Annotated in this window: 26 protein-coding genes and 1 tRNA gene; 9 read left to right on the top strand and 18 right to left on the bottom strand. The window is 63.3% G+C overall.

Features of this window, described 5'->3' with window-relative positions; translation table 11 throughout:
- The first annotated feature begins 1 nt into the window (after window position 1).
- Window positions 2–1045 carry a lactonase family protein gene (locus ACNAOU_RS01155; RefSeq protein ID WP_422757839.1) on the top strand — a complete coding sequence of 348 codons (1044 nt, stop codon included), beginning with the start codon at window positions 2–4 and terminating at the stop codon, window positions 1043–1045.
- Between the two features lie 72 nt (window positions 1046–1117).
- Here the strand turns inward: ACNAOU_RS01155 and ACNAOU_RS01150 are convergent, their stop codons facing one another.
- Window positions 1118–1348 (bottom strand): hypothetical protein, encoded by a 231-nt coding sequence (locus tag ACNAOU_RS01150; RefSeq protein WP_018780210.1) that lies wholly within the window; start codon window positions 1346–1348, stop codon window positions 1118–1120.
- Window positions 1345–1542: a hypothetical protein gene (locus ACNAOU_RS01145; protein WP_064723466.1), complete on the bottom strand. Its 198-nt coding sequence runs from the start codon at window positions 1540–1542 to the stop codon at window positions 1345–1347. The genes ACNAOU_RS01150 and ACNAOU_RS01145 overlap by 4 nt, the downstream gene beginning before the upstream one ends.
- A gap of 362 nt (window positions 1543–1904) precedes the next feature.
- On the opposite strand from ACNAOU_RS01145, the gene ACNAOU_RS01140 reads away from it, so the two are divergent.
- The gene (locus ACNAOU_RS01140; RefSeq protein ID WP_422758650.1) at window positions 1905–4631 is read left to right on the top strand and encodes an alpha-amylase family glycosyl hydrolase; all 2727 of its coding nucleotides are present in this window, start codon (window positions 1905–1907) and stop codon (window positions 4629–4631) included.
- Here ACNAOU_RS01140 and ACNAOU_RS01135 read toward each other — a convergent pair.
- The 3 genes from ACNAOU_RS01135 to ACNAOU_RS01125 form a co-directional block, all read right to left on the bottom strand.
- Window positions 4628–5239 (bottom strand): GNAT family N-acetyltransferase, encoded by a 612-nt coding sequence (locus ACNAOU_RS01135; RefSeq protein ID WP_082010117.1) that lies wholly within the window; start codon window positions 5237–5239, stop codon window positions 4628–4630. The genes ACNAOU_RS01140 and ACNAOU_RS01135 overlap by 4 nt on opposite strands.
- 135 nt (window positions 5240–5374) lie before the next feature.
- A complete protein-coding gene (locus ACNAOU_RS01130; protein WP_422757838.1) occupies window positions 5375–6391 on the bottom strand; it encodes a hypothetical protein in 1017 nt (338 codons plus the stop codon).
- Window positions 6392–6396: 5 nt separating this feature from the next.
- Entirely contained in the window at window positions 6397–6906 is a 510-nt protein-coding gene (locus ACNAOU_RS01125; protein WP_422757837.1) for an RNA polymerase sigma factor, read from the bottom strand.
- A gap of 151 nt (window positions 6907–7057) precedes the next feature.
- Between ACNAOU_RS01125 and ACNAOU_RS01120 the strand changes: the two genes are divergently transcribed.
- Entirely contained in the window at window positions 7058–8035 is a 978-nt protein-coding gene (locus ACNAOU_RS01120; protein ID WP_422757836.1) for a serine hydrolase domain-containing protein, read from the top strand.
- Here ACNAOU_RS01120 and ACNAOU_RS01115 read toward each other — a convergent pair.
- From ACNAOU_RS01115 to ACNAOU_RS01080, 8 genes are all read right to left on the bottom strand, one after another.
- Window positions 8032–9078, bottom strand: a complete 1047-nt coding sequence (locus ACNAOU_RS01115) for a HoxN/HupN/NixA family nickel/cobalt transporter (protein WP_275777361.1) — start codon at window positions 9076–9078, stop codon at window positions 8032–8034. The genes ACNAOU_RS01120 and ACNAOU_RS01115 overlap by 4 nt on opposite strands.
- Window positions 9078–9998, bottom strand: a complete 921-nt coding sequence (locus ACNAOU_RS01110) for an urease accessory protein UreD (protein ID WP_422757835.1) — start codon at window positions 9996–9998, stop codon at window positions 9078–9080. The genes ACNAOU_RS01115 and ACNAOU_RS01110 overlap by 1 nt, the downstream gene beginning before the upstream one ends.
- Window positions 9999–10134: 136 nt before the next feature.
- Window positions 10135–10752 carry an urease accessory protein UreG gene (gene ureG / locus ACNAOU_RS01105; RefSeq protein WP_422757834.1) on the bottom strand — a complete coding sequence of 206 codons (618 nt, stop codon included), beginning with the start codon at window positions 10750–10752 and terminating at the stop codon, window positions 10135–10137.
- 21 nt (window positions 10753–10773) lie between these two features.
- A complete protein-coding gene (locus tag ACNAOU_RS01100; RefSeq protein ID WP_422757833.1) occupies window positions 10774–11445 on the bottom strand; it encodes an urease accessory protein UreF in 672 nt (223 codons plus the stop codon).
- A 141-nt stretch (window positions 11446–11586) separates the two neighbouring features.
- Window positions 11587–12063: an urease accessory protein UreE gene (gene ureE, locus ACNAOU_RS01095; protein WP_018780221.1), complete on the bottom strand. Its 477-nt coding sequence runs from the start codon at window positions 12061–12063 to the stop codon at window positions 11587–11589.
- A 7-nt stretch (window positions 12064–12070) separates the two neighbouring features.
- A complete protein-coding gene (gene ureC / locus ACNAOU_RS01090) occupies window positions 12071–13801 on the bottom strand; it encodes an urease subunit alpha (protein WP_422757832.1) in 1731 nt (576 codons plus the stop codon).
- Window positions 13798–14166 (bottom strand): urease subunit beta, encoded by a 369-nt coding sequence (locus ACNAOU_RS01085; RefSeq protein WP_018780223.1) that lies wholly within the window; start codon window positions 14164–14166, stop codon window positions 13798–13800. Before ACNAOU_RS01085 ends, ureC begins: the two co-directional genes overlap by 4 nt.
- A gap of 8 nt (window positions 14167–14174) precedes the next feature.
- A complete protein-coding gene (locus ACNAOU_RS01080; protein WP_018780224.1) occupies window positions 14175–14477 on the bottom strand; it encodes an urease subunit gamma in 303 nt (100 codons plus the stop codon).
- 195 nt (window positions 14478–14672) lie between these two features.
- Here ACNAOU_RS01080 and ACNAOU_RS01075 point away from each other — a divergent pair, with 195 nt between their 5' ends.
- A complete protein-coding gene (locus ACNAOU_RS01075; protein WP_055973678.1) occupies window positions 14673–15194 on the top strand; it encodes a flavin reductase family protein in 522 nt (173 codons plus the stop codon).
- On the opposite strand, the gene ACNAOU_RS01070 is transcribed toward ACNAOU_RS01075, so the two are convergent.
- Together ACNAOU_RS01070 and ACNAOU_RS01065 are read right to left on the bottom strand one after the other, a co-directional pair.
- Window positions 15191–16291 (bottom strand): D-TA family PLP-dependent enzyme, encoded by a 1101-nt coding sequence (locus ACNAOU_RS01070; protein WP_422757831.1) that lies wholly within the window; start codon window positions 16289–16291, stop codon window positions 15191–15193. The genes ACNAOU_RS01075 and ACNAOU_RS01070 overlap by 4 nt on opposite strands.
- An 18-nt stretch (window positions 16292–16309) precedes the next feature.
- The gene (locus tag ACNAOU_RS01065; RefSeq protein ID WP_354628389.1) at window positions 16310–17314 is read right to left on the bottom strand and encodes a LacI family DNA-binding transcriptional regulator; all 1005 of its coding nucleotides are present in this window, start codon (window positions 17312–17314) and stop codon (window positions 16310–16312) included.
- A gap of 181 nt (window positions 17315–17495) precedes the next feature.
- Between ACNAOU_RS01065 and ACNAOU_RS01060 the strand changes: the two genes are divergently transcribed.
- Window positions 17496–17861 carry a hypothetical protein gene (locus ACNAOU_RS01060; protein WP_018780228.1) on the top strand — a complete coding sequence of 122 codons (366 nt, stop codon included), beginning with the start codon at window positions 17496–17498 and terminating at the stop codon, window positions 17859–17861.
- 50 nt (window positions 17862–17911) lie between these two features.
- Here ACNAOU_RS01060 and ACNAOU_RS01055 read toward each other — a convergent pair whose 3' ends face one another.
- Complete coding sequence (locus ACNAOU_RS01055; protein WP_422757830.1) at window positions 17912–19435, bottom strand: alpha-N-arabinofuranosidase; 1524 nt, start codon at window positions 19433–19435, stop codon at window positions 17912–17914.
- 181 nt (window positions 19436–19616) lie between these two features.
- On the opposite strand from ACNAOU_RS01055, the gene ACNAOU_RS01050 reads away from it, so the two are divergent.
- Window positions 19617–20222: a class I SAM-dependent methyltransferase gene (locus ACNAOU_RS01050; RefSeq protein WP_422757829.1), complete on the top strand. Its 606-nt coding sequence runs from the start codon at window positions 19617–19619 to the stop codon at window positions 20220–20222.
- A 125-nt stretch (window positions 20223–20347) separates the two neighbouring features.
- On the opposite strand, the gene ACNAOU_RS01045 is transcribed toward ACNAOU_RS01050, so the two are convergent.
- Window positions 20348–20420 (bottom strand) — tRNA-Lys (locus ACNAOU_RS01045).
- 235 nt (window positions 20421–20655) lie between these two features.
- Here ACNAOU_RS01045 and ACNAOU_RS01040 point away from each other — a divergent pair.
- Window positions 20656–21315, top strand: coding sequence for a hypothetical protein (locus ACNAOU_RS01040; RefSeq protein ID WP_018780231.1), 660 nt, complete (start codon window positions 20656–20658; stop codon window positions 21313–21315).
- 234 nt (window positions 21316–21549) lie between these two features.
- Here the strand turns inward: ACNAOU_RS01040 and ACNAOU_RS01035 are convergent, their stop codons facing one another.
- Window positions 21550–22275, bottom strand: coding sequence for a hypothetical protein (locus tag ACNAOU_RS01035; RefSeq protein ID WP_422757828.1), 726 nt, complete (start codon window positions 22273–22275; stop codon window positions 21550–21552).
- Window positions 22276–22472: 197 nt separating this feature from the next.
- On the opposite strand from ACNAOU_RS01035, the gene ACNAOU_RS01030 reads away from it, so the two are divergent.
- On the top strand, window positions 22473–23090 hold the full coding sequence (locus tag ACNAOU_RS01030) for a DUF47 domain-containing protein (protein ID WP_018780233.1): 618 nt from the start codon (window positions 22473–22475) through the stop codon (window positions 23088–23090).
- A 1-nt stretch (window position 23091) separates the two neighbouring features.
- Window positions 23092–24108 (top strand): inorganic phosphate transporter, encoded by a 1017-nt coding sequence (locus tag ACNAOU_RS01025; protein WP_422757827.1) that lies wholly within the window; start codon window positions 23092–23094, stop codon window positions 24106–24108.
- Window positions 24109–24126 lie beyond the last annotated feature (18 nt).

The raw sequence follows: 24126 nt of genomic DNA, 5'->3' as shown, positions 1-24126 counted from the left end.
GATGACAACGCACGAATCATTGCTCTGGGTTGGCTCCTACACGGCCGACAGGAACGGCCACGGCAAGGGCATCACGGCGCTCTCGGCGGACAGTGAAGGTGGGCTGACGGCCATTGGCTTGGCCGTCGAAGCCAATTCGCCGTCCTTCCTGGCGCTGCACCCGACGCTTCCCGTGGTTTACGCCGTAGCGGAGGAAGGCAAGACGGTACGGGCTTATCGCCGGAGTGGCGACACCGCGTTGGAGGCTTTCGGCGATCCTTGGCCCGCGGGCGATGCCACCTGCCACGTCGCTGCGGATCCGCAGGGCCGCTTCATCGTGGCCACCTGTTGGGGCGACGGTCAGGTCATCCTCTACCAACTGGACGACGACGGCGCCATCACCTCGCGCGAGAGCGCGGCGGCCGCCGTCGACCCCCACTCGGCTGCAGCCCCCGGAGCTGAGCGGCCAAGCCGCGCGCATTCGAGCTTGATGCTTCCTGACGGCCGGGTCATGACCACGGATTTGGGGCATGACTTGGTCCGCGTGTGGAGGTACGTGCCGGGTGAAGGCCTGCAGCCCGACCACCAGGTGGTCCTGCCTATGGGTTCGGGTCCCCGGCACATGGCCCGCCACCGGAGCGAGACGGTCTTTGTCGACACGGAGTATTCGGTGGAGGTGGCAGCGGTCCGGATGGAACCGGACGGCACTTACGAGCTCGCATCCGTGGTCCCGGCAAGCGCCACGGGAGCCAAGGACGGCGATGCCGGTGCAGAGATCGCCCTCTCCCCGGATGGACGCTTCGCCTATGTGGGCGTGCGGGGTACCAACCGAATCTGCGTCCTGGAGGTCTCGGGCGAAGGCACCGGGGTTGAGCCGCGCGGAGAGGTACCGTGCGGCGGCGAGTGGCCCCGCCATCATCTGGTTCGCGAAGGCTGGCTGTATGTAGCGAACGAAGGTTCGGACGACGTCGTCAGTTTCAGGCTTGACCCGGAAACCGGGCTGCCGGACGGCCCTGTGGGGCGTGCGGAGATTGGTTCACCCAGCATGTTGCTCGTCGCGGGCTAATTGACACCGGGACAGCACTTGGTACCTATGATCCGCTCAGACATTGGTATCAAGCGCCATCCCGGCGGGTCTTCAGGCTGACCAGACCTCGACGTCGTCCGTGCCGCAAATGAGTTTGCGCCCGGTCGGTTCGAGGACTACCCAGAGCAATTCCTGGTGTTTGGACACGTCGTCCACGCGGCCCGTGCCGGCACCCCAAGCGACGTCGTAAATCCACACGGGATCGCCGGCGCTGAGCTCGGCCCATTCGGCCGCAGGCACGTGGCGGTAGCCTGCCGGCCTGTTCAGGATGGAGCTGGTCATGCCGAAACTTCAGCGGCAGCCTGCCGCCGCCATACCGTGGCCACGCCGTTGTGGGCCGGCAGCACATGGCCTTCAGCAAAAACCTGGACGACATCCGGCTCGCAGTCCGGGCTCCACAGTCCTGATGCCGGGCAGTGGGAACCGGTGGGCATGACGCGGGTGGCTCGTTCGCGCAAGAGGGCGATGCTCTTCATCGTTGAAACTCATCCTTGGGTAGTTCGCGGTACTTTGTGAAGCAGATCTCTTCAACCCTATGCAAGCGAGTGACGCTTTGTTATGGACGGCCGCACAACATTCTGAATTATGGATGGGCAAAGGCACAGCATCCTGAAGCATCAATCCAGACCGGCAATTCTGCAAACGCTTCCAGATTTTCTGCAATCAGGGGACTAATCCGACGAATCAACGGCCGCCTACTCTGGATTAACATCACGCAAGCGCTTACAGTTGTGACTTGTCCCACAGCACTGTCGCTAGAGGAAGGCTTCACTTGTCACTCCGCAGCTCCGGATCCCCCAACAACACGTCCTTCAAGAGAAGGGCGGCTGTCGTCCTCATGACGACGGCCGTCCTCACCGCATCGGCGGTACTCCCGGCAGGCGCCGCGCCCGGCGTCTCCGCGAAGAACCCTGACCCCACGGCCCAACACTCCATTCGGGGCGGTGTCAGCAACCAAAACTTCTACTTCGTCATGGCCGACCGCTTCAAGAACGGAACCGCCGGCAATGACGACGGGGGCCTGGGGTCCGATCCCATGGTGTCCGGCTTCGATCCCACCCGCAAAGGCTTCTACAACGGGGGCGATCTGAAGGGCCTGCAGGACCAGCTGGACTACATCCAGGGCTTGGGCACCAACGCCCTCTGGCTCACTCCCAGTTTCAAGAACAAGGCCGTACAAGGTGACGGAACGCCGACGAACAGCTCCGCCGGGTATCACGGGTATTGGGTCACCGACTTCACCCAGATCGACCCCCACCTGGGCACCAACGCCGAGCTCAAGACGCTCATAGACGCCGCCCACGCCCGCGGCATGAAGGTGTACTTCGACATCATCACCAACCACACGGCCGATGTGATCCAGTACCAGGAGACGTCCTCGGCTCCGTACATTTCCAAGGAAACCGAGCCCTACCGCGCCGCCACGGGCGAGGTCTTCGATGACCGCGATTACGCCGGGACGCAGGACTTCCCTGCCCTGGACGCGGCAACGTCGTTCCCCTATACGCCCGTAGTCCCCGCGGCTGAGAAGGACGTCAAGGTTCCTTCCTGGCTGAACGACCCCACGCTCTACCACAACCGCGGCAACACCAACTTTGCCGGCGAAGACTCCCTGTACGGCGACTTCTTCGGGCTGGATGACCTTTTCACCGAGAACCCCAAGGTGGTCAACGGGATGATGGACGTCTACAAAACGTGGATCAGGGACTTCGGAGTGGACGGCTTCCGCATTGACACCATGAAACACGTCAATGACGAGTTTTGGCAGCAGTTCGGCCCACAAGTGCTCAGCTATGCCAAGGAGCAGGGCAAGGACGAGTTCTTCATGTTCGGGGAGGTCTTCGATACCTCCAAGACCGTCACGTCCAAGTTCACCACCAAGAACAAGATGCAAGCCGTCCTGGACTTCGGCTTCCAAGGCGCAGCCCGCAGCTTCGCATCACAAGGCAGCAAGGCCACCGGCCTGGCAGACTTCTTCAACGGTGATGACTGGTACACGGATGCCGATTCCAACGTCTACCAACTGCCCACATTCCTGGGTAACCATGACATGGGCCGCATCGGCACCTTTATCGCCCAGGACAACCCGGGAGCATCCGACGCGGAACTGTTGGAGCGCGACGAGCTGGCCCATGAGCTGATGTACTTCTCGCGCGGCAACCCGGTGATCTATTACGGCGATGAGCAGGGCTTCACCGGCGCCGGCGGGGACCAGGACTCGAGGCAGACCATGTTCGCCAGCAAGGTCCAGGAGTATTTGGATGATGACCTTTTGGGAACCAACGCCACGCATGCCACGGACAACTTCAACACCGGGCACCCGCTGTACAAAAAGATCAGCGAGCTCGCGGCCCTCGCAGCGGACCACCCCACGCTCCGTACCGGTGCCCAGCAAGACCGCTACGCCGCTGATGGGGCCGGGATCTACGCCTTCTCACGCATCGACGCCAAGGAACAGCGTGAATACATCGTGGCTGTGAACAACAGCGAGACCGCACAGACCGCGGCGATCCCAACGTACGAAGCGAAACAGCCGTTCAAGCTGGTTTACGGTGAGGCCGCCAAGAACGCCAAGTCCGGTCAGGATGCGAAGCTGGCTGTCACCGTCCCGCCGCTTTCCGCAGTGGTTTATGAAGCAGCGGGGCGACTCGCCAAATCGAAGGCCGCACCCGCCGTCGTACTCAAGAAGCCGGTCACGGCGGCTGGGGACGCCACCCGCCAGAAGGTGACGGCCGACGTCGACGGTAACTCGTTCTATGAGGTCACCTTCCAAGCGCGTACTGCAGGTGGCGACTGGGCGTCGATCGGCACGGACGACAACGCGCCGTACCAGGTGTTCCACGACGTCTCGTCGCTGGAGTTCGGCACGTCCGTGGAGTACCGCGCTGTGGTACTGGACAACCGCGGGCAGACGTCCGCCAGTGAGCCCCGCAGCGGCGTGGTGGGAGAACCGACGCAGCCCGAGACCGTCACTGTGGCCGGCAGCCTCAACACCGAACTGGGTTGCACCGAAGACTGGCAGCCGTCCTGCGGGCAGGGGCTCATGAGCTACGAGCCGACGCACCGACTGTGGCAGCTGAATGTCCCCAACCTGCCCGCGGGCACGTATGAATTCAAGGCCGCGCTCAACGGCACGTGGGACGAAAACTACGGCGCGGGTGGCGAGTTGAATGGCCCCAACGTCGTGTTCACGCACCCCGGCGGCGCCGTCACGTTCCTTTACGACCACTCCACCAACGTGATCAGCGCGGTCTCCGCGGGCCCGCAGCCGGCGGCCGTTTCGGTACCCGGCAGCCTGAATTCCGAGCTTGGCTGCTCGGGCGACTGGATGCCGGACTGCGCCCAGGCGCAGCTGCAGCTGGACCCGGCGGATGGGATCTGGAAGCTGTCAGTGCCCAACCTGGCCGCCGGCAGTTACGAGTTCAAGGCCGCCATCAATGGCTCCTGGGCTGAGAACTACGGTCTCGGCGGCGCCCCGAACGGCAGCAATATCGCCTTGAAGCACGACGGCGGCCCGGTCACCTTCCGGTACGACCCCGCTGGCCATCTGGTCACCGTCCGCTAACCCAAAGGAGGGGACGGCAAACGTCGCTCCGGGCTGCCAGCTGCCGGGCGGGGTGCCCGGCGCATTGAATGGACAGTGGGCCCACCCGGAATCACAGTGGTGTCCGTGACAAGGAAACCAAGGCGTCCGTAAAGGCGCACGTTACGCTCGTCCGAGGTTTCAAGCACCACGGCACCTGCCTCTCGATCTATTCGCGTGAGACCCTCCGAGGCCACGGCCGTACCCAGCCCTTTGCCTTGATGTGCCGGGTCTACGCCCACGGTGGCCAAGGTCCACGCCGGCCCCTTTGGCTGGGGCAAGCTCAGATCAATCAACGCGGTCGCTCGAGAACCCAGCAGTTCCAGAACTTCGATCTGCATATCGGGACCAGGCTCGGGCGCATCAGGGGGAAGGAATGCAGCGACGGAGCGCAGTTGTTCATCCACCAGGACCAATCCATGGGTAAGCGCATGTCCCAGGTAGAGGTACTGCAGCCGTTCGAGTCTCTGTTCATAATCAACGTCAGGAATCGACCATCTCGTCCAAGGGTAAGTCTCAAAGGCAAGGCCGAGTACTCGGGCAGCAACCCCGAGGTCTGCGCCGGTTGCCTGGCGAACCATGTCTGTCATGAGAAATGCTCCTAGCGAATAAAGGCCTTCTGCCAAAGTACCTGAGACTACGGCAGCGCCAGTCAAGGTCCCCTCAGGGGACAGCAAACGTCGCTCCGGGCTGCCAGAGCGACGTTTGCTATCCCCCGGATGGGGCTATTTGTAGCTCACGCTCAGAAGCATCGACTTCAACTGGGCGTACTGCGTTGTGTTCATCCAGGCCTTGGCCGCTTCCGGGGTGTCAAAGGTGGGCCGTTTGTTGATGTCAAACTTCACGTAGGCCATCATGAACCCGTTGGGCATCTTGATCTGGTTTGTGCCGGAAGAAGCCTGCCCGGATTGAAGCTCAGAGGACAGCCGGATGTCCATGACGTACGCCGGGGGAGTGTCGGAACGCCCAGTAGCCGTGGGCATTCCACCGTTACCGGAGTTGTAGTCGAAGTTCATGAAGTAGTTCAAGGAAAAACCGAATTCCACCTGGTTTCCTGCTGTATCCGTTACCCCGGGAACCACGGCACGGTCCAGAACTGTGCGGTCCACCAGTCCGGCAGTACCGTCGCCGTAGAAACCGCTGCTCATGAAAGCGACCTCGGCGCCGGTGTTGTCCAAAACGGTGACTCCGTCGGAAGGACCTTGTTCCGGGCGAACGGTCCAGCCCACGGGGTAGGTGAAGGAAACGTGTCCATCGGGGAAAGTGAACGTCTGCGCTGTGGCCACGGGAGCAGGCGGCTGCGTTGGAGCCGTTGTCGGTGCAACCGCCGGAACAGTCGGAGTCGCCGGCGGAGTGGTGACCGGAACAGTCGCCTCCGGGGTGGCCGAGGGCGTGGGTGTGGCTGTGGGAGTAGGGGTGGGGGTAACGGAAGCACTCGGCGTAGGTGCCGGCTCAGTCGGGCTGACGGTCACTGCCGGCGCGGGAGCCACTGTGAGCGGGCCAAAGTTGGCCGCAACCAGGACACCCGCGGTGACAGCCGCAGCACCAAGCAACAACCCGCCCGCGATCCGGGCCTTGCGGCGCTTGCGGTCTTCAAGGGACACCACTCCGGCTGCCGGGTTGCCGTCGCTGAAAACCCGAGGGCCTGTGAGCATGCGCGCCAGAGCTTCTTCAGAGTTGACCTCGGTGCGCTCGTCCGCAAGCGGGTCAATCGCTGATATCTGGTTCTTGATCGGATCCATTGTCTTCAGACCCCCATCTTTTGTGTAGTCGTTTCGGCGCCGGCGGGCAGCTGTTTCCGGAACGCGGTCCGGGCCCGGTGCAGACGGACCTTGGCTGCTGATTCACTGCACTGCAGCACTCCGGCGATGTCAGTGGTACCCAGTCCGTCCCAGTAGGCCAGCTGCAGAATCTCGCGGTCCTGCACCCGCATGCGGTCCATCGCATCCTGTACCGCGACGTTCTCGGAGTCATCCCCGAAACGTTCCACCGCCGTCGTGCGCAGCTTTTCCTGCAGAGCCTGCTGCCGGTCGCGGCTGCGGTAGGCATTACCCACAAGGTTGCGCGCTATGGCGAGCAAGTATCCGAGTTCCGGCCGGGCATCATCCGACCATTTTTGCCATACGACCCGGAAAACGTCGGCGGCGATCTCTTCAGCCATCTCCGCCGATTCGACGCGTCGGCGCACGAACCTGAAGACGGATGGATAGCTGTCTTTGTGAATGGCGATGAACGCCAATTCGCGCTCGGAAAGCACGATTTCCCCCTGAAAAGTAGAGCCCTGAACTGCAGGATACTTGTATAGTTTCCGGCCAGGCCGCCGGGGTTACACGTGGCGGTAGGTTTCTTCTCAACGCCATCACGATAGATTCAAGACACCGAATCCCGAGCGAAAGCGTGGCACAGCAATGGTGCAGACAGGACCCGCGGCAGAATGGGCCCGCAAACAGGTTGAGCTCGGGCGCGTGCCCGTTGCCGTGCTGGGGATCGCCTCCAGCCAGGGCATCGAGGACATTGTGGCGTTCGGGACCGACGGCGGCAGGCAGGCAACAGCCGAGGACCACTTTGCGCTGTTCTCGGTGACAAAGCCGGTCACTGCCCTGACCGTCATGCGGCAGGTTGAGCTCGGCAAGTTGTCACTGGGCAGCACACTGGGCGACGTTCTCCCGGACTTCGGCGCGGGCCGCACGGACACCGTAACGCTGGAGCACCTTCTCAGCCACCGCTCCGGGATTGCTGATCCGGCGCTCGACGGCGGCGCTCCCCTCCGCGAGGACCTCACCTCCGCCGAACAGGCCTTCTATGCGGGTTCCCTTGTCCAGTATTGCAATATCGCTTTCGAAGGTGCTGCAGCGATGGCCGAGTGGGCTGACGGGCGCCCGTTCGAGGAGCAACTCCTGTCCCTGGCCGGTGACACAGGTGCCGGCGGCCTGACGTTCGGCACCGACTGCGACCCGCACAGAATCCACGGCACCGAGGCTGCGGGTTTGAACGTGGATGCCATGTATCGGAAAAGGCACCCGGGTGCCGGGCTGTTCGGTACGGCAACGGACCTGCTCAACCTGGGTTCCGAGCTTCTGGGGCAGACCGGGAAGGCCGTTCGCCCCGCCACGCTGGCTGCGATGCGCCGTCCACGGACCACTGAGGTTTCCCACATCACCACCCGGCCCAAGCCCCTCCGCCACACCGGGCTGGGATTCCAGCTGCCCGCCAACGAGTCTGAGCTGCTGGCACAGGGAATCTACGGCCATCCCGGGTGGGCTGGGACGGAGTGGTGGATGCTCCCCGAACAGGACCGCTGCGTCGTGTTTCTGACCAACGTGCTGGACACCCCGGATCTCGGCGTGGACACCACCGAGCTTTTCAACGCGGTAGCGGTTTCCTAGGACCCGGCCGTGACGCTCCGGCCACGCCAGGCGGACACGGCCCACACCAGCACGAACAGGCCCACCAGGATCAGGCCTGCGTCGCCGAGGTCGATCTCCCCGAGCCAGGTTGTCAGGGGATCCTCCAGCCCGAACGCGGAATTGACGAAACCGCCGAGCGTGATCACGGAGATGAACAGCGCCGAGACGGCCGAAATGCCCGTGATGACAGCGTTGAAACCGAGCTTGCGTTGCGGGTTACGGATGGCGGTTTTGTACATCTTCATCATGGCCACGCCGTTGGCGGAATCGCACAGGGTCATGGCTGCTGTGAACGCGAGCGGGAGGGCCATCAAGGCCAGCGGCGAGACTCCGGCGAGTGACGCCGTCGTCGTGAGGACCAGCAGCCCGATGGTGGTGGCGGTGTCGAAGCCCAAGCCGAACAGGAAGCCGATCACGTAAATGTTCCGCGGCCGCTCCACCTTCGACAAGGGCTTGGCGAGCAGCCGGGCCACCAGGCCTTTTGCTTCCAGGTCTTCTGGGCGCACGTCCCCGCCGGCCTGGACTTTCCGGTATGCCTGCGTGGCGCGAACAAATGCGGAGCCGTTGAACAGTCCCATGGTCAGCAGGAACAACCCGGACACACCGCTGCCGATGAGGCCCAGGATCTTGTTGCCCGTGGTGCCGTCTTCCATGAACTGGCCGATCAGCGTCGCCCCGGCCACTACCAGCACCCCCGCGAGGATCACCACGGAGCTGTGCCCCAGGCTGAACGCGAATCCTACGCTCACGGGGTCCTTGTGCTGCGCCACGAATTTGCGGGTGGAGTTGTCGATCGCGGCGATGTGGTCCCAGTCGTAGCTGTGCTTGATGCCGGCCACGTACGCGGTAATCACCAACCCGAGCGCCAGCGGCTGGGCGCCACCGGCGGACCCAAACAACAAAAGCACGACGGCGGCAACGTGCAGAGCGGCCACGGCACCAAAAGTGAACAGCAGCCGGGTCCGCAGGGACAAAGTTTCCCGCTCCCGGTACATGGTGGCGAATTCGGTCAGCGCAGTCATCAGTACTTCCTCAGATTCAAGGGCGCCTGTCCGTACCAACGGTCGCGCAGAACGCCCGTACAAGCACCCAGCAATGTGTTGAGTTCCTCGGTGCTGTTCGACAACGATCGCAGCACAAGCCCGGTGGTCCCGGCAATAGTCGCGGTCAAAGAAACTCCGGTATACGCGTCAAAATCCCGGGCAATTCGGGCCAGTTCATCAGCAAGCTCCTGATCCACCCGCGGATCCACTACCACCAACGATCCCAGGTGGCTGAAACCCTCCATGAACCCCATCCCGGTCACATCCCCCAGGGGCGGCCGGATCAGGAGATTATCCAGGGCCAGCAGTTCCTGGTGCTCCCCCGTTCGGACGTGGATCTCATTCCGCAGTCTCACTTCTTCGAACTTGAAGGATGCCCCGTCCGGCGACCACCCCGGCGTGACCACCTCAGCCATGACAAGGCACGACGCCGGGTGGAGACTGATGCGCGAATTCTGCCGATAGCTCGCCTCTCGATAGGCGATTAACTGATCGGGCACCAACTCCAGCCGCGCGCCTTCCCCCAGTTTGATACTCATCCGCTGCTCAGCGAACGACCCCGGAGTCCGGTACACCTTGGTGGCCGACTGCGTGGTCAACAACAGATCAGCCCCCGCCTCAACCTCCACCTCAATGACGAACACATCCGCACCCAGATACGCCCCGCCGGGATTGACCATGACGTAGCAAACCTGCCCGGACCCATCCAAGTAATGCGGCCTGAGCACCCTCAAAGCGCCCTCATGAAACTGCCGCGAAGCAACGGACCGCCCACCCCGCACACTAACGCCCAGCTCCAACCGCCCCCGCACAGGCCCTTCGCCCAAGGCCAACGTGGAGCCGGGCCCCAGGTTCCCCACAACGTCTGAGCCGAAATCGACCTGCGTCGTCGTGTTCATGCGCGTATCTCGCGTGGTGTCGTAACCACCGAGGCGGCGGAGCCGGGGATAAGGAACTGGCCTTTTGTCGCGGCGATGCGGGTGGGGCGATCCGCGGGCGCCGCCCAAGGTGACTTAACCGCCAACTCGCATCGGTTCATTGGGCCAAGTCAAGCATCAGGACATCTCGTCGGATCCAGTTCAGGACGTCATCGAGTCCTTCATCCGTCTTGAGGTTCGTGAAGCAGAACGGTTTGTTGCCACGGAATTCCTTGGAGTCGCGCTCCATGACGGAGAGGTCTGCTCCGACGTGGGGTGCCAGGTCCGTTTTGTTGATGATGAAGAGGTCGGACTTGATCATGCCTTGTCCGGCTTTGCGCGGGATCTTTTCGCCTTGCGCGACGTCGATGATGTAGATGGAGAAGTCGACGAGTTCGGGGCTGAAGGTGGCGGAGAGGTTGTCGCCGCCGGATTCGACAAAGATGACCTGGAGCCCGGGGTGCCGGGCTTTGAGTTCTTCGATGGCCGCAGTGTTCATGGAGGTGTCTTCGCGGATGGCGGTGTGAGGGCAACCGCCGGTTTCGACGCCGATGATCCGGTCCTCGGGGAGGATGCCGTTGGCGGCGAGGATTTTGGCGTCTTCGATGGTGTAGATGTCGTTGGTGATGGCGGCCATGGAGATGTCTCGGCTCATGTGGCGGGTGATGCGTTCCACGAGCTGTGTCTTGCCTGCTCCGACGGGTCCGCCGATTCCGATCTTGATGGGTTCAGTCATGTGTTCTGTCCTTTGCACTAACTAGCTCATGAACATGCGGGCGCGTTGCCGTTCGTGCCGCATTTGTGAAATTTCCAGTCCGGGGCTGACGGCCCCAAAGTCGTCCCAGCACAGCTGTGCTACATCCCGGCTGGCGGCAGCAACGGCGTCGTGTGCTTGGCGAAGTACCCGCTGCCCGGCGTTCTGCCCGAGCGGTATGGCGCGCACGGCGTTCTGCGTCAACGAAGTAACCGTGGCAAACAAATAAGCGGAAAGCGCCGCTTCAAAAGGAACGCCGAGCGACCGTGCAATAACCCCAAAAGCCAAAGGCTGATGCCCCATGGCACCCCCCTGACGAACGAGCCCCCGATAAGCCTCCAACTCCCCTGACGGAAACACCTCCCCGCCAATCTCAAGCAACCGTCCGCCCATCTTCAAAGAAGCCTCCCGAACCTCCCGAGCCAACAGCTGCCCGGTAAGAACAGAATCCAACAAGCCAACATCCACCCCCTCATAAAGGAAACGCAGAGCCAACCCATCCGAATAAACCAACTGCTGCCCCACAAAAGCGCTCAACCAAGTACCGAAAGTGACCTCATCCCCCACAAGCCCCCGCTCGATATAGCTCTCAAACCCCAAAGAATGAGCAAACGCCCCCGTCGGCAAAGCCGAGTCGGTCAACTGTTGGAGAGCCAGCTGATATGTCGCGCTCAAAGCGCACCCCCGGCGGTGCGAACTGTGCGCTGGAGCGGAGCTGGGAAGGGGGCCGCGGCGTGGCGGGCATCGCGAAGCGGGCACGGCCCCCTTCCCAGCGAAGCGAAAGCGCACGCACCCAACCTGCCGGGGCGCATGACTTTAGTGCGAGTGCTCAGCATGGCGGAAGGGCACCGGCATGACCCGCTCTTGCCTGTCGTAGGGGACGCCGACGCTCTTCAGATAGTCCTCGACGGTGTGGTCGTACTGACACACCATGACTTCGGCTTCATATTCGGACGCAGCATCAAAGAATTGCGCCTGCAGATGCCGGTTGCCGAGCGAGTGCGCAACCACACCCATTTCGTGGATGCTCCTTGGCGCTATCACCAGGACGTCCGTTGGCAGCACGGAGATGACGATGACGTTGTGGTCGTCGACTGCCAGGATGTCACCGTCGCGGAGGTCGCCGGAGCCGCTGGGCAGGCGGATGCCGAGTTCCTTGCCGTGGTCGGTGGTGACCCGTTGGATCCTTTTGACGAGGAGGCTGCTGGGGAGGACCACTTTTTCCGTGTGCCTGCCCGCGTAGCTGCCTGCGGGCTGTTCGTGGACGTTGCCCAGAATTTGTTCGATGATCATCGGGCTCCTAGAAGAGGAAGTAGCGCTGCGCCATGGGCAGGACGTCGGAGGGCTGGGAGGTGACTTCTTCGCCGTCGACCGTCACTTTGTAGGTTTCGGGGTCGACGGCGATGTCCGGGGTTTCGCCGTTGTATTTCAGGTCCGCTTTGGTGAGGTTGCGGATGCCGGACACAGGCTTGATGATGCGTTCGAGGCCGAGTTCGGCGGGCACTCCGGCGTCGATGGCTGCCTGGGACAGGAAGGTGATGGACGTTTGCTGGAGAGCCTTCCCGTACGTGGCGAACATGGGCCGCATCGTCCGGGGTTGGGGCGTGGGGATGGAGGCGTTGGAGTCTCCCATCAGCGCGTAGGCGATCTGGCCGCCTTTGATGACGAGTTCGGGTTTCACCCCGAAGAACGCGGGGTCCCAGAGGACGAGGTCCGCGAATTTGCCTTCTTCCACGGAACCGATCACGTCTGCCATTCCTTGGGCGATGGCCGCGTTGATGGTGTATTTGGCGACGTAGCGTTTGAGGCGGAAGTTGTCGGAGCCGGCGGAGCCGTGGGTGGTCCCGGCTGGATCCGTCAGCACTCCCCGTTGCCGTTTCATGGCGTCGGCTACCTGCCAGGTACGCGTCACTACTTCGCCTACCCGGCCCATGGCCTGGGAGTCAGATGACGTGATGGCGAAGATGCCGAGGTCGTGCAGGACGTCTTCGGCGGCGATGGTTTCGGCCCGGATCCGGGAGTCGGCGAAGGCCACGTCTTCGGGAATGTCCGGGTTGAGGTGGTGGCAGACCATGAGCATGTCCAAGTGCTCTTCGATGGTGTTGCGCGTGTACGGCAGCGTGGGGTTGGTGGAGGCGGGAAGGACGTTGGGCAGCCCGGCGATTTTGATGATGTCCGGGGCGTGGCCGCCGCCTGCGCCTTCGGTGTGGAAGGTGTGGATGACCCGGCCGTCGATGGCCCGGATGGTGTCTTCGACGAAGCCGCACTCGTTGAGGGTGTCGGTGTGGATGGCCACCTGAATGTCGTATTCGTCGGCGACGCGCAGCGACATGTCAATGGATGAGGTGGTGGATCCCCAGTCCTCGTGGACTTTCAGTCCTACGGCACCTGCCCGGATCTGCTCTGCTAGGGGCTCGACGGCGGACGCGTGGCCCTTGCCGAACAGGCCGATGTTGACGGGGAGCCCTTCGGCGGCCTGAAGCATCCGCGAGATGTGCCAGGCTCCGGGGGTGATGGTGGTGGCTTTGGTTCCTTCGGCCGGACCCGTGCCACCTCCAACCATCGTGGTGATGCCGTTGCACAGGGCCGCAGGGACCTGTTCCGGGGAGATGAAGTGGATGTGGGTGTCGATGCCGCCGGCTGTGAGGATCTTCCGTTCGCCGGCGATGATCTCCGTGCTGGCGCCGATCACGATGTCCACGCCGTCAGTGATCTGCGGGTTCCCGGCCTTGCCGATCTTGAAAATATGCCCGTCTTTGAGCGCGACGTCGGCTTTGTAGATCCCGGTGTAATCCAGGACCACCACGTTGGTGATCACGGTGTCCGGGATGTCTTCGACGCGGGTCAGTTGGCCATTTTGGCCCATGCCGTCGCGGATTACTTTTCCACCGCCGAACACTACTTCTTCGCCGTGGACCGTGAAGTCCTTCTCGATCTCAAGGAACAGTTCGGTGTCCGCCAGACGGATGGCATCCCCGGTGGTGGGTCCGTACAGTTCGGAGTATTGCTTGCGGGAAATCTCGAAGCTCACTGGTGGTCCCTTTCCGCTGCGACGCCCGGGCGGGGTTCACCGGCAACGTCAGTGCCGCCGTCGAGCTTTCCGTTGACTGCGTTGCTGAGGCCGAACACTTCGCGTGACCCGGCGAGTTCAATCAGCCGGACCGTTTTCCTGTCCCCGGGTTCGAAACGCGCGGCGGTGCCCGCCGGGATGTCCAGGCGGCGGCCGTACGCGGCGTCGCGGTCGAATTCCAAGGCGCGGTTCGCTTCGGCGAAGTGATAGTGCGAACCGATCTGCACCGGCCGGTCGCCGCGGTTCACTACCTCGACGGCGATCGCCTCACGGCCGCTGTTGCAGGCGATGGAACCTGGCTGGAGCCTGTATTCACCGGGGATCATGGGGGCTCCTAACGGATGGGGTTGTGGACGGTGACGAGCTTGGTGCCGTCAGGGAAGGTGGCTTCGATCTGGACGTCATGGATCATCTCCGGCACACCTTCCATTACGTCGTCCCGGCTGAGGAGGGTGGTTCCGTAGCTCATGAGTTCGGCCACGGTTTTGCCGTCGCGGGCGCCCTCAATGAGCTCATAGCTGATGACAGCCACAGCCTCGGGGTAGTTCAGCTTGAGCCCTCGGCCTTGTCGGCGCCGTGCAAGGTCGGCGGCCACCACGATCATGAGTTTTTCCTGCTCACGGGGCAAAAGGTGCACGGCATCTCCTTGTGGCTGGCACAGTTGGGACTGATGTGACCAGCGTAGGGAGCGGAAGTTTCAGGCACGTTTCCAATCCGTCTCAGGCGGGGGTCGAATAGGCCCGAATTGACCTCAACTATTGTTGAGGTTCTAGCATCGGATACTGTGCGCCCAGCGGCGTCATTCCGAGCAAGTTCCACCAAAGGTATAGCGATGACCCACCACAATCCCCTGCCGTCCCCGGCCGTCGGCGAGCTCTTCAGGTCCGCGTTCCGCGCGCACCCGGCGGGAGTCGCGATCGTCACTGCCTCCGGGCCGGAGGGCGCGGTAGGGCTCACGGCGTCGTCGGTGGCGTCCGTCGCGGTGGATCCGCCAACGCTCGCGTTCTCAGTCACCGGCGGCCGGTCGGCGTCGGTTATCGCGGCCGCGCAGTCAATCGTGGTGCACCTTGTGGGGGCCGGCCAGTTGGAACTGGCGCGCACGTTCGCAGACCCCGCAGCCCCGCGCTTCACACAGGACATGGACTGGGAGTTGCTGCCTACCGGCGAGCCCCTCCTCCGGGAAGCCCAGTGGGCGCTGCGCTGCGACATCATCCACCGGGCACCGCTGGGAGGCTCTGTGCTCCTGGCCGCGACGGTCCTGGACATCAGGGCGAACCCCGGCGCCTCAGCCCCGTTGGTTTACCACAACCGCGAGTTCCACACGCTGCTCGAGACCGCGCAGGCCATGGGCTAGTTGTTGCGCCCCCGCGCCGCCACGGTCCACGTCTCCACGACGGACCCATCGCGCACCACCGTGACCTCGTCCACGAGGTTCATCGCCAGGCACACGTGGTTCGGAATCACCCTGAGCCTCGTGCCCAGAGCCGGAAGATCCGACGAGTCCGGCCAAACGACCGTGGCGTGGTGCTCGGACAGTGCGGTTACCTTCGCTTCGGGGTACTCCGGGAGCCGGCCGTATCCGGTGGCCCAGTCCGGACGGTCACTGCCCAGGACCTTGCTGCCCGCGTCCACCACAACCCGGCGCACATTTCCGCCGGCTGCCTCGTGGCGGCTGACCACAGTTGCTGCCACGGTCAGGGAGATGTCCTCCCAGGCGCACCGTTCGAGTTCCAGTTGCTGGGCGTCGCCGAAAACGTAGACACCTGGACGAAGCTCGGTCGCCACAGTTTCACCGTCAATCAATGCAGTGGGCGTGGAGCCGCCGCTGATGGTGGTCACTTCGAAACCTGCGGACGTCAGGACCGTCGCGGCCAGGCCGAGCGCCTCATTCTCGTTGCTTGCCGCGCCGGTCGGCATGCCCGGCTTGTAGCTGTGTCCGGGGAACGTGAAGACGCCCTGAACGCTCAGTCCGGCTGCAGCCGCGGCGTTGGCAACATCCACCACTTCGTCAGGCAGCACGCCGCTGCGGTGGTGTCCGCTGTCCACTTCGATCAGCACCTCCACGCTCGCCGCATCGGCTCCGAGGTGGTGCCCCATCGCCGTCGCGCTTTCCGCTGAATCGACGCCGACAGCAAGGCGGCATGTGGCCGTCAGGGCCCGAAGACGGTCCGCGTGGGAGGCTTCGACCCAGAGGGGGTAGGCGATGAAGATGTCCTTGACTCCATCCGCCGCGAAGACTTCAGCCTCGCCGATAGTCGCCACCGTGATTCCAATGGCGCCCGCCGCAAGCTGCTTGCGCGCGATTTCCAACGTCTTGTGCGTCTTCACGTGCGGTCGGAGGTTGAGTCCTCTGCTGAGCATGGCGGCAGCCATCCGCTGGATATTCCGGTCAAGGATGTCGGCATCGATCATGACGGCAGGGGTGACGACTTCAGCGGGAATCACGTTCATTCCTCAAACACTAACGGCCTACGGCGCGGACTGCCTGACCCGCAGCTCGAACGCCGCCTCCGGCTGCTGCACGGCGGGAGCGGCCAGGTTGCTTTCGATCCGCTCGATCAGAAGTTCGACGGCGCGCTCCGCGATTTCCGTACGACCGGGCGCCACCGTTGTCAGCGACGGCGAGGCAAACCGGGCCTCCTCAATGTCATCGAAACCGGCTACGGCAATCTCCCCGGGAACTTTCCGGCCGCGAAGCAGGAGTTCGTGGAGCGCTCCCAAAGCAATAACGTCGTTGAGGCCGAAAACGGCATCGAATTCCGCGCCCGCATCCAACAGCTTCGCTACCGCCTCAGCGCCCCCGTCCCGCCGCCACTCGCACCGCACCACCAGGGCGGGGTCGTACTCCACCCCGGCGTCAGCGAGCGCGGCCTTGTAGCCGCTGAGGCGCAGGCCGGCACTGCCGGTTGTGTCGCCGTCGTCGGCGCCCAGGACAGCTATACGACGGCGACCACCCGCCAACAGGTGCGAGGTCACCGCCGCGGCGGCCTCGTAGTTCCGGATGAGGACCATGTCCAGGCGCGGGTCCTGCACGAATTCTCCCAGGAGGACCAACGGCTTCTTGCCGGCAGCGGCGATGATCTGCTCGGCGTCGAGCGCGAGCGGGATGAACAGGAGGCCGTCGGTGAGGCTGCGGAACTGCCCTTGGAGTGCCGCCTTCTCGTGTTCTGCCTCGTTGCCGGACTGCTCCACCAGCACCCGGTAACCGCGGGCCCACGCCGCCTTCATGATGTCCGATGCCAGTTCCGCGTAGTACGGGATGGAGAGGTCTGCCAGGACCAGGCCGAGCATGCTGGTCTTGCCGGACCGGAGGCTGCGGGCTGTGAGGTTGGTTTCGTAGCCGAGTTCCTCGATCGCATCAAGGACGCGTTGCTTGGTGGCAGGGCGGATGAACTCGTAGTTGTTGATGACGTTGGAGACCGTCTTCAACGAGACTCCGGCGGCGCGTGCGACGTCGTTCATGGTGACGGCCATGCAGGGGCTCCTTCGTTGCGTTTTCATACATCGTTGCAGATGGAGCGGCTTCCGGGCTTTGACCGACCACGAGTGCAATGCCTCTTGTTCCGTCACACATCGCTCATCCCCTTGCAACGCCCCTGCAACAAACATGCGCAATGCTGGGGCGAATGGAAGGCGACAGCCGAGGGGAGCAGACATGAGCATCGCAAACAGGGACTTGTTCCAGGCCCTGAAGACACAGGCAAGCCTGGCGCAGGCATTCGGAACCATGCCGGGCAGCCAGGAGGAACCGCACCCGTTGAGCCCGGGCAGCTACGTCGAGGCATGGCACAACGGGCGACTCTACCACCGGGGCACCGTGGTCAAGACAGTGGCAGGAACGGACCTCTTCTGGCTCAATGACCACACCGGAAGCCGGCGGCTGCTGGACATGGAGTCCATGGAGATCGTGACCGTCGACGAGCCGGCTCCGGAGCCCGCAGCGCAGGCACCGGAACCAGCCACCGTCACACCCATTTCCGCGTACCCCATGTTCCACGACGGTACGCAGCAGATCGCCTAGTTTCCCGCTGTTCCGGACGCCCCGTGGTGTCCTGGCCGCCCTGTGTTGCCCTAGGACTCCAGGGACAGCCTGATCATGGTCCAGCTCACGGGCGGAAGCCCGGCGGTGAGGCGGCCGCCGTCGAGCTTGACGCTGACGTTTTCGGACGGCAGGACCGACGTCGAATCGTCCGCCGTCGCCTGCCAGTACGGGTCCTTGTTCGTGTACGTGATGGCCTCGATAACCTTCTGCGCGTTGAGGCTTCCGACGGCGGCGTCCAGGGTCAGCGCGTCAGTCGCCGAACGGTTCACGGCGAAGACGACGGCCTCCTTGGCATCGGCGTCATGTGTTGCCACCGCTGACAACGCGCTGAAGGCGGGCGTCTTTTCGCTGCCCAGCTGCGGCGATTCGACGGCGAGGTTCAGCACATCGCCCGAGGCATGTTGCGACGTGAGTGCGAACGGGTGGAACGTTGTCTGCTTCCAGGCACGGCCACCGGGCTCGGTCATGATGGGCGCGATCACGTTGACCAGTTGAGCAAGGCTGGCTGAATGGACGCGGTCCGTGTTGCGAAGCAGCGTTATCAGGAGGTCACCCACCACCACGGCGTCCGTCACTGTGTAGCGGTCCTCCAGCAGTACCGGGGCGACCGGCCAGTCATCACCGGCGGGTGCCTTCGATTCGTCCCGGGACATGTGCCAGACGTTCCACTCGTCGAAGGAAATGTTGACCTCCTTGCCGGATTTCGTTGCAGATTTCACGTGGTCGATGTGGGACACCAGGTCCTTGATGAAGGCCTCCATCCTGTGCCCGGCGGACAGGTGTTCCTGCAGATCGCCGAAGTCCTCGAAGTACTGGTGGGCTGAGATCAGGTCCACGAGTTCGTAGGTTTCGTTGAGGACCACACGCTCCCATTCGCCGAATGTGGGGAGGTCCGGGCCGGAACTTCCACACGCCACCAGTTCCAGGTCCGGGTTCACCATGCGCATGGCCCGGGCTGTTTCAGCCGCAACCCGGGCGTACTCTGCGGCCGTTTTGTGGCCGATCTGCCAGAAACCATCCATCTCGTTGCCCAAGCACCACATGTTGATGTTGTGGGGCTCGACGGCGCCATTGGCCTTGCGCTGTTCGGACAGGGCCGTACCGCCCTTGATGTTGGAGTATTCCAGCAGGTCCAGGGCTTCCTGCGTTCCCCTGGTGCCCAGGTTCACAGCCATCATGGGCTCGACCCCGGCCTTTTCGGACCATTTGGCGAATTCGTCCACACCCACCAGGTTGGGGTCGCTGGAGTGCCAGGCGAGATCCAGGCGCGTAGGGCGGTCTTCCTTGGGACCCACCCCGTCCTCCCAGCGGTAGCCCGAAACGAAATTCCCTCCGGGGTAGCGGACGGTGGAGACGCCGAGTTCCCTGGTGAGCTCCAGGACGTCGGTACGGAATCCGTCCTCGTCAGCCTGCGGGTGCTCCGGTTCGAAGATTCCTGTGTAAACGCAGCGGCCCAGGTGCTCGACGAAGGCCCCAAAGGTTTTTCTCCGGACCGGACCGATGACAAATGCGGGGTCGATGGTGATTTTGGCGGTGTTGTTCTGGTCTCCCAAGGCATGGGTCCTTGTCTGCTGGGTTGTTCGGGGGCTTACGAGTCAATTTACAACGTTATAGAACCATGCTGTCGGTGTATCGATGACGAGTCAAGGACTTTCTTTGCTTTGCGCGGCGCTTGCGCCGTTCTGCATCGGGAATTCGCACCGAGCGGGTTGGGAGCGGCCTAGGCTGGAGTCCATGTCATCCGGGATCACTGCGTCCGCCTATTCCGCCCGCGCGGCCGAGTACACCTCGCTGTTCGGGTCCATCAGCAGCACCAACACCGACGATCGCGCGCTCGTCCAGGACTGGGCCGGCAGCCTTGACGGGAAAGTCCTCGACGCCGGCTGCGGCCCAGGCCAGTGGACGCACTTCATGCACTCGATTGGCGTGGATGCCGAGGGTGTGGACCTGGTGCCTGAGTTCATCGAAACCGCCCGGCAGCGCTACCCGGAAATCCCCTTCACACTGGGTGACCTCCAGGTTCTGCCGACGCCGGACCAGTCACTCGCCGGGATCCTCGCCTGGTACTCGGTGATTCACACTCCCCCCGAAGACATCGGCGCGGTCCTGGACGAATTTGCCCGATGCCTCAGGCCCGACGGCGGTCTCCTGCTGGGATTCTTCGAGGGAGTCACCCTGGAGGTCTTCCCGCATGCAGTGACGCCCGCCTATTTTTGGCCCGTGCAGGACATGGCCGCCCGGCTCCAGGATGCGGGCTTTACCGTGACCAGCACACACTCCCGCGCAGACCCCGGAGTCCGTCCGCACGCCGCCATCGTTGCTCGGCGGGCGAAATCCTGACGCCCACGCTGACCTTTGCGCCGTTCACGGCTGTGCGGCGGGAGATAGGGCCAAGACCGCCAGTCCGTGGGCGGACAACAAAAAAACAGGCCGGAGACTCAGCGTCTCCGGCCTGTTTTGGAGGGTGGGCCCTGTGGGGATCGAACCCACGACCCACGGATTAAAAGTCCGATGCTCTACCAACTGAGCTAAAGGCCCTCCAGCTGTTGAAACAGCCATAAATACTGTACCCCAAGGTCAAGGCAGGTATGGAACCGAAGGCGCGCTGCGGCGTCGTCACCTTCTTTGTGCGGGAGGTCGACGACGACGCGCGGCAGCTGCGGTGTGTCCGTCTCAGGGCGGCGGCAAAGCGGGTAGCGAAGGCCCGCCCCGGCAACAGCGGCCCAAGGAACCGTTACTCGACCCCACCAGAGCACAGGAGTACGGTGAACTCATGAGCGAACAGCCAGGATCACGTGCGTACGGCGGAGCAAACAGGCACCACAAGCCCAAGCCCTTCGCCCCCATCGATTTCGAACCGTTCGCCGGTGGGGCAGACCCGGCACGCGTTTCCGAGGCAGCGCACCTGGCTGCCCAGGCGCTGGTGAAGCGCGGCCGCGACAGCGACGACCCCAAAGTCACCCGCAGGCTGGTGAAGCTGGCCGATGAGCAAGGCCTCGAGGCCATCGCTGAGATGTGGGCTGAAAGCCCTGCCCGAAGCCTGCCGGGCGCCCTCTGGCGGCTGTATGCCCTCCGCGCCGCAACCATCCAGAACCCGGAGCGCATCTCCGTGTACTTCCGCGCCGGGCGCGATACCGCGCAGGTTTCGAACGTGGTGGCAGGGGCGGCTGAGCCGCCGGGAGCCGACGAGATGAAGACCATGGCTGACGCGATTTTGTCGGGCGCCTTCGACGGCGAGTTCGACGTCGCGCTGGAACGTTCGGCTGCGTTCTGCCGTGTGGTGGCACTCGGCCAGGCGACACTTGCCGACGGCGCCGAACACACCAATGAGGGCCACGCGAGCAAGCTCACCCGCAACTCCCACCAGCTGGTGAAAACCGCGGAAGACCTCGAACATGCCGCAAACGCTTGGCGGCTTGGAGAGCTGGACTAACGCAGCAGAAGGGCGAAACGTACCCACGCCCGGCCCGGACTGTCAATGTTGACTTAGCCAGCCAGACGGGGAAAACTAAAACTGGTGTCGAACCGCGAAACCCCCGGGCTTCAACTTATAGCCGCTTCGAGCGGCCTACCGCCGAGAGGCGTATCCGGTTCGGCACCATTTTTATGCCCGAACGCAGTTTGCCCGGGCCTGTCCTGAAACGGGCCCGGGCAAACGCGGCAGGAACTACTTCAAAGTGACCGTAGTTTCGGCGGTTTCCTTCTTGTCGTGATCCAGGTCGCCGGCCGTGTCCTGCGGCGTCATGGTGGCCTTGATCTCGGTTTCCTTGCCTGCGGTGTAGGCGAAGTTCTCGGCGATGTTGAACGACTCACCCGGCTTCAGCACGAACGGGTCCTTTTCCTTCAGCTTGATGCCTGAGCTGGTGAGGCCGTGCTTCTTGAAACCGTCGCTGCTGGAATCGGAAGGCATGCCTCCAAGGTACTTCCAGTCCGTGTACTTCGCAGAGGGCGTCACCAGCGAGTGGCTCAGGGGGATATCCGCCGAAGAGGTGTTGGTGACCACGTAGTTCACGTAAACAATCGGAGCGCCCTTCTTCAGCAGGTTCTCCTTGGTTTCCTTGTCCACGAACATGCTGTCCTTGGATGCGACGTCCGTGGCCACTTGGAAGACATCCACGGAGAAGCTGTCACCCTTCATGCTGCCCAGCTTCTCGCCGGCGTCCGAGATGGGAAGCGCCCAGGCGGCAACCTTGTAGTCTCCCGAGGAAGTGCCTTCGGAGGCAGCAGAAGAAGCAGAGGACGACGACGACGCTGAAGGCGAAGCGGACGATGATGTGGACGACGATTCGGAGCCAGCCGGCGTCGGGCTCGACGCAGCGGGTCCACAGGCACTCAAGGCGAGCATCCCGGCAGCCGCCAAGCCGGTGATCTTCACAACATTGTTGAAACGCATAATTCCCCCATTGATTGGATTAAATATTTGTCTTGCCAAGTGTTGCATGGATGTGCAGCACCTCGCGATGGGGACAACTTCCCGCAACGTTCCCGCGCGCATCCCGCAGCTCGCCGCCGGACCGGTAAAGTTGGGAGCGAAACGGGTCGCGTCAAGTCAAGCGGCCTGCGCCCACCCGTCCCCAGCCCGGAAGCGACATGAAGCTGCGCCTTTTCCCCCAGGAACCTGCCGGGCTCGTACTGCTCGCACAAATGGCCGGCGTCATCGTGGCAGCCACCGGAACCCTGTCCGAGATTCTCGGCGCCCCCGCCGGCGAGCACGACCGCCTTGCCGAGGAACTGCACGAGCATGAGTCGAAATCCCTGGACCTGCACTTCGCACTCCTGACGCACATGCGCACCAGTTTCGTGAACCCCCTCCCCCGCGAGGACATGTACACCTTGTCGCGCCACCTCAACGAGGCCATGGAGAAGCTGGATGCCGCCGGCGACCTCGTCGCGATCTACAAGCTGGACCGGCTCCCCAAACGCGCCGCCGACCAGCTGGAGATCATCAGCCGGCAGGCCGAGCTGACGGTGGACGCCATGCGGAAGCTCGAGGACCTTGATGAACTCGAGGACTACTGGATTGAAATCCTCCGGCTCACCAAGCGTGCAGAACGCACCCATCGGATCTGGGTGGCCGAGATGCTCAAGGACATGAAGTCCGCGCAGTACGCGCGGCACCGGGACATCGCCAACCAGTTGGTGGAAGTGACCAAAGACATGCGGAAGGTCGCCACGCAGGTAGGCAGCATCATCGTCAAGGAATCATGACGTGACCATCGCCGCCTTGGTCCTGGTAGTTGCCTTGGCTGCCGGGTTCGCATTCCTCAACGGCTTCCGGGATGTCTCCAACGCCGTCGCGCTTTCCACCCGGACCCGGGCCCTCACGCCGTCCATCGCCGTGCTTCTGGCTGCCGTCTTCAACTTCGTGGGCGCCATGCTCAGCGGCACGTTCGTCCTCGCCTTCACGCAGTCATGGATCACCCTGCCCGATGGCACCAGCGGCCTCACCATGCTCGCCTCAGCCTTGGCGGCATCAATACTGTGGGGAGTTTATGCGTGGTGGCGTGGCATTCCTTTGTCTTCCACGAACTCGCTGGTGGGCGGCCTGATCGGCGCAGGCAGCGCGAGCATCCTGGTGGGCGGAAACTCCATCGGGGGCGTGGACGGCATCGTTGTCACACAGGTGGTCCTCCCCCTGGTGCTGTCGCCGTTGATAGCCTTCGGGGCGGCTTACCTTCTGGTGTGGCCGGTGACGTGGGCCGCCCGCTACACGCAGCCGAACGTCGTCAACAGGCGCTTCCGGCGTGCGCAGGCCGTTTCCAGCGCGGCTGTTGCGTTCGGCCACGGCCTCCAGGACGGGCAGCGAACGGCCGCGGTCATTCTTCTGGGAATAGTGGCTGCCGGGTTCTCGGGCGGGGACGACGTCCCTCTGTGGATCCTGCTCCTCACCGCCGTCATGCTCACGGCGGGAACCCTGTTGGGCGGCTGGCGGATCTCCCACACGTTGGGGCACAAGCTCATCCGGGTTGATCCGCTGCGTGGATTCGTGGCCCAGACCCTGACGTCGGTGATGCTGTTTATCGGCGCGATCGGATTTCAGCTGCCGCTTTCCACCACGCACACACTCACGGCCTCGGTGCTGGGCGGCGGCGTCAACCAACGCTTCCACACCGTCAACCGGCGCCTGGTCCGAAGGATCCTGCTGTTCTGGGTAGCAACGCCACTGGTCACCGCAGTAGCTGCGTTCATCCTGGAGCTTGCGCTCTCCCCGCTCACACGCCTGTAACCCCAACTGGGAAGGACA

The organism is Paenarthrobacter sp. C1 (assembly GCF_049315185.1).
Lineage (GTDB): Bacteria > Actinomycetota > Actinomycetes > Actinomycetales > Micrococcaceae > Arthrobacter > Arthrobacter nicotinovorans.
Note: the sequence above shows the minus strand (reverse complement) of the source record. Positions and strands in the feature narration are given on the sequence as shown.